Origin of the sequence: Photobacterium sp. OFAV2-7, from assembly GCF_022347985.1 — a bacterium.
Classification (GTDB): Bacteria; Pseudomonadota; Gammaproteobacteria; order Enterobacterales; family Vibrionaceae; genus Photobacterium.
Window position 1 is genome coordinate 1 of the sequence record NZ_JAKRFQ010000156.1, and the last position, 7,554, is coordinate 7,554.

The 7,554-nt window shown below is 54.6% G+C and carries 7 protein-coding genes; all 7 read left to right on the plus strand.

From position 1 onward, the window contains the following. Positions 1-838 (plus strand): ABC transporter permease (locus tag MHN01_RS10565; protein ID WP_239411321.1); only part of this gene is annotated, 838 nt, incomplete at its 5' end. A gap of 2 nt (positions 839-840) precedes the next feature. Further along, positions 841-1,869 (plus strand): ABC transporter permease, encoded by a 1,029-nt coding sequence (locus MHN01_RS10570; protein ID WP_239411322.1) that lies wholly within the window; start codon positions 841-843, stop codon positions 1,867-1,869. Beyond that, complete coding sequence (locus MHN01_RS10575; RefSeq protein WP_239411323.1) at positions 1,869-2,840, plus strand: ABC transporter ATP-binding protein; 972 nt, start codon at positions 1,869-1,871, stop codon at positions 2,838-2,840. Before MHN01_RS10570 ends, MHN01_RS10575 begins: the two co-directional genes overlap by 1 nt. A gap of 29 nt (positions 2,841-2,869) precedes the next feature. After that, positions 2,870-3,865 carry an ABC transporter ATP-binding protein gene (locus MHN01_RS10580; protein ID WP_239411324.1) on the plus strand — a complete coding sequence of 332 codons (996 nt, stop codon included), beginning with the start codon at positions 2,870-2,872 and terminating at the stop codon, positions 3,863-3,865. 11 nt (positions 3,866-3,876) lie between these two features. Further along, positions 3,877-5,613 (plus strand): glycoside hydrolase family 9 protein, encoded by a 1,737-nt coding sequence (locus MHN01_RS10585; protein ID WP_239411325.1) that lies wholly within the window; start codon positions 3,877-3,879, stop codon positions 5,611-5,613. Continuing rightward, positions 5,606-6,493 carry an N-acetylglucosamine kinase gene (locus MHN01_RS10590; RefSeq protein WP_239411326.1) on the plus strand — a complete coding sequence of 296 codons (888 nt, stop codon included), beginning with the start codon at positions 5,606-5,608 and terminating at the stop codon, positions 6,491-6,493. Before MHN01_RS10585 ends, MHN01_RS10590 begins: the two co-directional genes overlap by 8 nt. A gap of 9 nt (positions 6,494-6,502) precedes the next feature. Next, positions 6,503-7,554 (plus strand): family 20 glycosylhydrolase (locus tag MHN01_RS10595; protein ID WP_239411327.1); only part of this gene is annotated, 1,052 nt, incomplete at its 3' end.

Consider the following 7,554-nt stretch of genomic DNA (forward strand, 5'->3'; position numbering starts at 1 on the left):
GATCTCCATGAAACAGCTATTGGGCTTTGTCGACGGCCCGATCTACGAACAGTACTTTGTCTACCTCAAAGGCATCTTGACCTGGGACCTGGGTATCTCTATCCAGACCTACCCGCAGACAGTAAATGATGTCATGGCCGGAGCCGTAGGCTGGTCACTATTTTTGGCAGGTACCGCTGTTATTCTCGCTTTCTGCCTTGGCTCGACACTGGGTATTTTTGCAGCCTGGAAGCGCGGCAGTAAATATGACGCCTTCATTTCGCCGGGAATGATGGTCGTGCAGGCTGTTCCACCCGTCGTTGTCGCGATGATCGTGCTCTACACCTTCGCAATCGGTCTGCGCTGGTTCCCGTCTACCTATGCCTATACCGCAGGTACTTCGCCAGACTGGACCAGTTGGGAGTTCATCAAGGACGTGCTCTACCACGCGGTGCTGCCGCTTTTCTGTGCCACCATCATCCAGATTGGCGGCTTCCTGATCAACATGCGTAACAACATGATAAACCTGCTCAACGAAGACTATATCACCATGGCCAAAGGTAAGGGCCTGAGTGAAAACCGCGTCGTTTTCAAATACGCAGCACGTAATGCCATGCTGCCAAGTGTCACCGCCCTGTCGATGGCACTGGGTATGGCAATCGGCGGCCAGCTTATTATCGAAATGATCTTCAACTATCCGGGCCTGGGTACGGTACTGCTAAACGCCATCAACGCGCGTGACTACCAGGTTCTTCAAGGTCAGCTGCTCATTATGACCCTGTTTATGCTGTTCTTTAACTTCATGGCCGACATCCTCATCGTCGCACTTGACCCTCGCCTACGCAAGGGAGGCAAATAATTATGAAAGGTCTGATCAAGTTACTTTCCAGTAACCATAAAGCCCTGGCCGGGTTAACCATTATCATGCTCTTTATTTTGGCCGCAATCTTTGCCCCGTTCATTACCAAGCATGTACCGAACAAGAAAACGGGTAACCCGCATGAGTACCCAGCGTTCGTCGTCAAGGCCGCGCAAAACAATCCTGACGGCTGGGTTGCTGAGAATCTGGCCGACAGTCGCCGTACCCTACGCATGTCCAAAAAAGCGGACCATGTCCTGGGCACCACCCGCATGGGACGTGATGTCTGGTCACAGGTCGTCTACGGCGCACGCACATCGCTAGCCGTCGGCTTCGGTGCCGGCCTGATGGTATGTTTTCTGGCTACGCTCGTCGGGGTGTCTGCCGGTTACTTCGGCGGTCGGGTCGATGACATTCTTTCTGCCGCCATGAACATCATGCTGGTTATTCCCCAGCTCCCCTTGCTGTTTGTTATCGCCGCTTTCATCGGAGAGGCCGGACCCGTCACGATAACCCTGGTTATCGGGATCACCGCCTGGGCATGGGGCGCAAGGGTTGTTCGTGCACAAACATTATCTATCAGGGAAAAAGAATTTGTTAAAGCCGCCGAGGTACTCGGTGAATCCTCCATACGCATCATCTTCGTCGAGATCCTGCCTAACCTGATCTCTATCGTGGGCGCGAGCTTCATCGGCTCGGTCATGCTGGCCATTATGACTGAGGCAACCCTGTCATACCTTGGTCTTGGCGACCCGGGCACCATCAGCTGGGGCAACATGCTGTACAACGTCCAGACATCATCATCAATGCTTGTCGGTGCCTGGTGGGAGCTCCTGGTTCCATGTATCGCGCTTACCCTGATTGCTGTCGGCCTGGCCCTGCTTAACTTTGCCGTCGATGAGATTGCCAACCCGCAGCTACGTTCTCACAAAGGCATGCGCCGTTGGAAAAACATGGCCAAGCAAAACACCGAAAAACAAAAAGAGACACTAGAAACCGCTCAGCCTGCCCTGCAGGGAGGAGAAAAGTAATGACTAACCCACAGATCTCCATTCGCAATCTTTGTGTCGACTACATCACCGATGCCGGCGACGTCCGTGCGGTCAACAATGTCAGCTTTGATATCGGCAAAGGCGAGGTCTTCGGCCTTGCCGGTGAGTCAGGCTGCGGTAAGTCCACCGTTGCCTTCTCGCTGATGCGCCTGCATAAGCCGCCAGCATTTATCACCGGAGGTGAGGTTATCTTTGACGGTCATGGCGATATTCTCAAGTACAGCGAGGCCGACATTTCAGCTTTCCGCTGGAGCCAAATGTCAATGGTGTTCCAGAGTGCGATGAACGCACTCAACCCGGTACTGACGCTGGAAGAGCAGTTCTGCGACGTGATCATGCGCCATACCAACATGACGCGACAGCAAGCTGTTCGCCGCGCCGAAGGGTTACTGGAGATTGTTGATATTCATCCGAGCCGCTTGCAGGACTACCCGCACCAGTTTTCCGGCGGTATGCGTCAGCGCCTGGTGATTGCGATTGCCCTGGCCCTGAACCCGAAGATGATCATCATGGATGAACCGACCACGGCTCTGGATGTGGTGGTCCAGCGCGAGATCCTGCAAAAGATCTACGCATTAAAGGAAGAATTTGGCTTTTCTATCCTGTTCATCACCCATGATATCTCGCTGATGGTCGAATTCTCCGACCGCATCGGGATCATGTACTCCGGCGAGCTGATCGAGGTTGCCCCGTCACGGCAGATCCTTGAACAGCCGTTCCACCCGTACACAGAAGGACTGGGTAACTCTTTCCCGCCGCTGACAGGTCCGAAAACACGCCTGACCGGTATTCCTGGCAACCCATTGAACCTGCTGGAAGTGCCTCAGGGGTGTCGCTTCCAGGCGCGCTGTAGCAAAGCCCATGATGCCTGTTTCAGCAAAGCAACCCAGCTACGTCAACTTGAACCCGGTCGTTTTTCAAACTGCCACCTATTCAATAAAAGCAGTTAATAAAAAATAGGAAGCAATTAGGAGGCAATATGAGCAAACCTGTCGGACAACCAATTATTGAAGGCAAAAACCTGATCAAGGATTTTGAAGTTAACAGTAACTCATTAACCAAATCCAAGATGCGCGCCATCAACGACGTATCTTTCAAAATGTACAAGAGCCGCGGCCTATCCGTTGTCGGCGAATCAGGCTCGGGCAAATCCACCACGGCTAAAATGATCGCCAAGATGTATCCGCCAACCGGCGGACACATCGAGTACTACGGTCGGGATATTGCCGACATTAACAAGCACAGCGAACTCATGGAGTATCGCCAGGGTGTCCAGATGGTATGGCAAGACCCGTTCGGCTCCCTGAACCCGACCCATACGATTTTCCACCACATCGCCCGTCCGTTGCTGATCCACAAGAAGGTTACCTCAGGCAATAAGAAGGAGCTGGAAGAGAAAGTCTACAGCCTGCTTGAACAGGTGGGTCTGATCCCGCCCAAAGAAACGGCTGCCAAGTTCCCCCACCAGCTTTCCGGTGGCCAACGCCAACGCGTCAACCTGGCCCGCAACATTGCCGTCGGTGCCGAGGTTGTCCTGGCTGATGAACCGACCTCGATGCTGGACGTTTCGATTCGTGCCGGTGTTCTCAACCTGATGGAAGAGATGAAGTTCGAGCGCGAGATGGCCCTACTGTATATCACCCATGATATCGCGACCGCCCGCTATATTGCCGAGGATCTGGCCGTGATGTATGTCGGCCACATGGTGGAATGGGGCGATACCGAGGAAATCATTCATGATCCCCAGCACCCATATACCCAGTTGCTGGTCTCAGCGGTGCCGGATCCAAGCAAGTCCATCCACGAGAAACTCAAGGGCAATAAGGGCGAGATCCCGCTCTGGACACCGGACAGCCTGGGCTGCCCGTTTGCCGGCCGCTGTACCCATGCAACCAACAAGTGCCGCGAACAGCTTCCGGCCGTAACCCAGCTATCAGAAAACCATTTCGTACGTTGTTACCTATACGAAAACTAATTGGAGGATAAATGCAGCTGTTAACGAACCACCTTGGCTATGAGCGTTTTGGTGCCAAGCAGGCTATCCTGCTGGCGGAACCCGGTTTGCCGGCACCCCATGCAGAGATTATTCGCTGCCAAGATGCCCAACCTATTATGCAGCTGCCACTTAAAGCCTGTGGTCCAGTCGCCCAGTGGCACACCGGCTATACCTATTTGGTTGACTTTTCCGTCTTCACTGGATGCGGGGAGTTTCGCATCCAGATTGGCGAGCACCTTTCCGAACCCTTTACCATCGCCGAGGGGCTGCTGATGCAGCGCACCTTCAGCGATGTGTTGCACTACTTCAAGTCCCAGCGCTGCAGCGGTGTGTTTGACCGTGCCGACCAGCATGCACCGGTACTTGGCAGCAAAGACACCGCTGATGTTCACGGAGGCTGGTATGACGCCTCGGGTGATGTCAGCAAATACCTCAGCCACCTGTCTTATAGCAACTACCTGAACCCGCAGCAGACCCCGATGGTTGTCTGGAATATGTTCAAAGCCTTTGAGCTGCTGAAGGGCGAGGAAGATATAGCCGACATCACCCGAATTCGCCTGCTGGAGGAGGCATTTCTCGGGGCTGATTTCCTGCAGCGGATGCAACACCCTCGGGGTTATTTCTATATGACGGTGTTCGACAAGTGGAGCAAGGACACGGCGCAGAGGGAAGTCTGTGCATACGCTACACAGGACGGCATCAAGTCGGATGATTATCAGGCTGCATTCCGTCAGGGCGGAGGGATCACCGTTGCCGCTCTGGCCGCCGCTTCACGTTGGTTGACGTCGACGCAAGTTACCCAACTAGGGTGGAACGACAAAACCCAGAGCGAAGCCTATTTGCAGGCTGCCGAAAAAGGCTACTGGCACCTGGTTGAGATGAACACCCAGTACCTCAATGACGGCACCGAGAACATCATCGACGAGTACTGTGCATTGCTGGCAGCGGTCGAGTTGTTCAACGCCACCGGCAACAACCGCTACCTTGAAGAAGGCAGGCGCTGGGCCAGGAAGCTGGCAGCCCGGCAGATGTCTGATCAGGCCCAGCAGTATTTCTGGTCGGCAAACCATGACGGCAGCCGCCCCTACTACCATGCAGCGGAAGCAGGTCTGCCGGCTATCAGCCTGATGCAGTACCTGACAGTAGAAACAGACGAAACGCAACGTGTGGACCTCACTCAGATATTGAGCAACGCGCTGCAATTCGAGCTGAACATCACCCGGGAAGTCACCAATCCGTTCGGTTATCCACGCCAGTATGTCAAACCCGTTGACGGCGAAAAGCACAGTAGCTTCTTCATTCCCCACCACAACGAAAGCGGCTACTGGTGGCAGGGGGAGAATGCCCGCCTGGGTTCGCTGGTCTCCATGGCCTATATGGCACAAGCCTACCCACTCGACAACAACCTGAAATCAGAGCTCAGAGTCTATGCACAAAAACTCACAGACTGGCTGCTGGGGCTCAACCCCTTCGATATGTCGATGCTGGACGGCCATGGCCGCAACAATCCTGATTACCTGCCAGAACTGGGGTTCAGCAACGCCAAGGGCGGGGTTTGCAACGGTATCACTTCCGGCTTCGACAACGAACAGGACATCGCCTTTAAACCGAATCCGTACAAAGACGACATGCTGCAAAACTGGCGTTGGGGAGAGCAGTGGATCCCGCATGGTGGCTGGTATTTGCTTGCAATAACAACTCAATATAAGGAACGACAACTTGGCTAGCTCAATCAAATATTACGTCGGCGTAGACGGGGGCGGCACTTCCTGCCGGGCCCGGATCTGCGACCAGGAAGGAAACTGTCTTGGCGAAGCCAAGACCGGCAGTGCCAATATCATGCTGGGCGGAAGTGTCGCCATGGCATCGATTCAGGATGCCATTGCCACCGCGGCCTCTTTGGCAAATCTCACCGAGGCCGACTTCGGCAGTATGTCCGTTGGCCTGGCTCTGGCCGGTGCCGAGCAAAAAGAATCCTGGTATGAATTCATGGCACTTCCCCATCCCTATGGTGCCGTCACGTTAAATACCGATGCCTACGGGGCATGTCTTGGGGCCTGGAAAGGTGAAGAAGGCGCAATCCTGATAGCCGGTACCGGTTCGTGCGGGATATTGCTTAAAGATAGCCAGCAGCAGGTTATCGGCGGTCGCGAGTTCCCTATTTCCGATCACGGCGGCGGTGCCGTTATGGGGCTTCGCCTGATCCAGCAGGTCCTGCTCAGTATCGACGATATCGTTCCTCACACGCCACTGGCCCAGCATGTCATGAAGCATTTCGACAACGATATCGATGCCGTTGTCAGCTGGTCCAAAACGGCCCGCCCTTGTGACTATGGCCAGTTCTCACCCGCTATTTTTGCCCATGCCGCCGAAGGCGACAGCCTGGCAATCGAGATGCTCAAGCAGACGGCAGCGGATGTTGAAATGCTGCTGTCGGCACTGTTCAGGCGCGGCGCCGAGCAGGTCTGCCTGATGGGCAGCATCGGCGAGCATATCCAGCCTTGGCTGGCACCTCCGTTTAAAACCCGGCTGGCACTTCCTCAGGGAGATGCCATGGACGGGGCTATTGCGATGGCAAAAGGTTGTCACAACCTTTACCCACTTTAAGAGGCTACTATGAGTTACCGTCTCGATTTGACCGTGATAAGCAAGAATGAGCAGCAGTCTCGTTTTGCCCTTACCTTGCACAATCTGAGTGATCAGGCACAGAACAACTGGGCGCTGCATTTCACTTTCTGCCGCTGGATCCTGGCAGAAACGCTTTCAAACGGCCAACTCAAGCAACTGGGTAGCTACTGCATTCTGATGCCGGGAAACTCGGCGTCATTAAGCCCTAACTCCCATTTTTATACTGAATTCACCGTCAATACCAAGCCCTTCACAATGTACGATGAAGGGATTGTCGATGCCTTCTTGAACACCTCACCTGAAGGCAGTTTCATCAAGCCGGTACCGGTTAAAATAACCACGATCAACCTTGATCAGCCAGCCACCGAACCCTTACCGCTTCCGCTTCCCGCAGCCAAGCCAATCAACCTGATCCCGCAGCCGGAATCGATGATCAGACTGCCGGGCAAATTTATGCTGAAGTCAGGCGCGGCAATTACGCCGCCGACAGACAAGGCGCGCGGCAGCTCGCGCTGGCTTCAGGCCGAACTGGGCCAGTTACTCCATGAGGATATCCCTGTTTGCCAGACGGGCAATATCAGCTATCAGCTTCATGAGGATTTAGCCGAAGGCGCCTACTGCCTGCTGGTCGAGCCCGATCATATCTGGCTTCAGGCCGGATCGGACAGCGGCTTTGCCCATGCAACGGCTACCCTGCTTCAGCTGATCCCGCCAAGCCCCACCCACCAGGCCCATGCATCGTACATGATCCCGATGGTGGAGGTTCAGGACAAACCCAACTATCCGTACCGTGGCATGATGCTGGACTGCGCCCGGCAATTTCACCCAATCAAGCGGCTCAAGCACCTGATCGATCATCTGGCTCGCTATAAATTCAATACTTTCCATTGGCATCTGACAGATGACGAAGGCTGGCGGATTGAAATCGATGCCTACCCGGAGCTGACTCGAATCGGAGCCTGGCGAGGACCGAACGAGGTTATCCAGCCCCAGTACACCAACATCAGCCAGCGCTATGGCGGCTACTACAGCAAACAGGA

Excerpts from the sequence above, each read along its gene's own strand:
- MHN01_RS10585 (WP_239411325.1), top strand. The coding sequence starts at position 3,877 with ATGCAGCTGTTAACGAACCACCTTGGCTATGAGCGTTTTGGTGCCAAG.
- MHN01_RS10580 (WP_239411324.1), top strand. The coding sequence starts at position 2,870 with ATGAGCAAACCTGTCGGACAACCAATTATTGAAGGCAAAAACCTGATC.
- MHN01_RS10575 (WP_239411323.1), top strand. The coding sequence starts at position 1,869 with ATGACTAACCCACAGATCTCCATTCGCAATCTTTGTGTCGACTACATC.
- MHN01_RS10570 (WP_239411322.1), top strand. The coding sequence starts at position 841 with ATGAAAGGTCTGATCAAGTTACTTTCCAGTAACCATAAAGCCCTGGCC.